This is a genomic window from Chryseobacterium sp. SIMBA_029 (genome assembly GCF_046535275.1).
Lineage (GTDB): Bacteria > Bacteroidota > Bacteroidia > Flavobacteriales > Weeksellaceae > Chryseobacterium.
This window is the reverse complement of record NZ_JAWRXA010000150.1, coordinates 1-312: the sequence shown is the minus strand read 5'-3', so window position 1 is coordinate 312 and position 312 is coordinate 1. Positions and strand designations below refer to the sequence as shown.

Below are 312 nucleotides of genomic sequence, written 5' to 3'. Positions count from 1 at the left end.
CTGGCTGCCCTTCTCCGACAAGCTGCTCGGCGGCCACTCGATGATCTTTACTCCGGCCGGGCCATCATTCAGCGCCGTGGTCATGGTGCCGCTCAACAGCCGCATCAACTTGCGAACCGCACTGCGGCTCGCCAAGGTCTATCGCACGACCGATGAGGCCGTGCCCCGGATCGTCCGGGATATGATCGTTCAGCAGCGCGCCGACTTCATATCCGCAGTCACGCGCGACCTCACCTAGTTCAGCGACAGTCCCATAGCGTGGGTCGCCGCAGCCGGTTCAACGCTGACCCGGTGCGCCTCGATCAATGCCAT

General features: G+C 63.5%; 1 protein-coding gene. It reads left to right on the top strand.

Features of this window, described 5'->3' with window-relative positions; translation table 11 throughout:
* Positions 1-238, top strand: a 238-nt coding sequence (locus SB679_RS23585; protein ID WP_410704697.1) for a hypothetical protein, incomplete at its 5' end; no start/stop codon positions are given.
* Between the last annotated feature and the right edge of the window lie 74 nt (positions 239-312).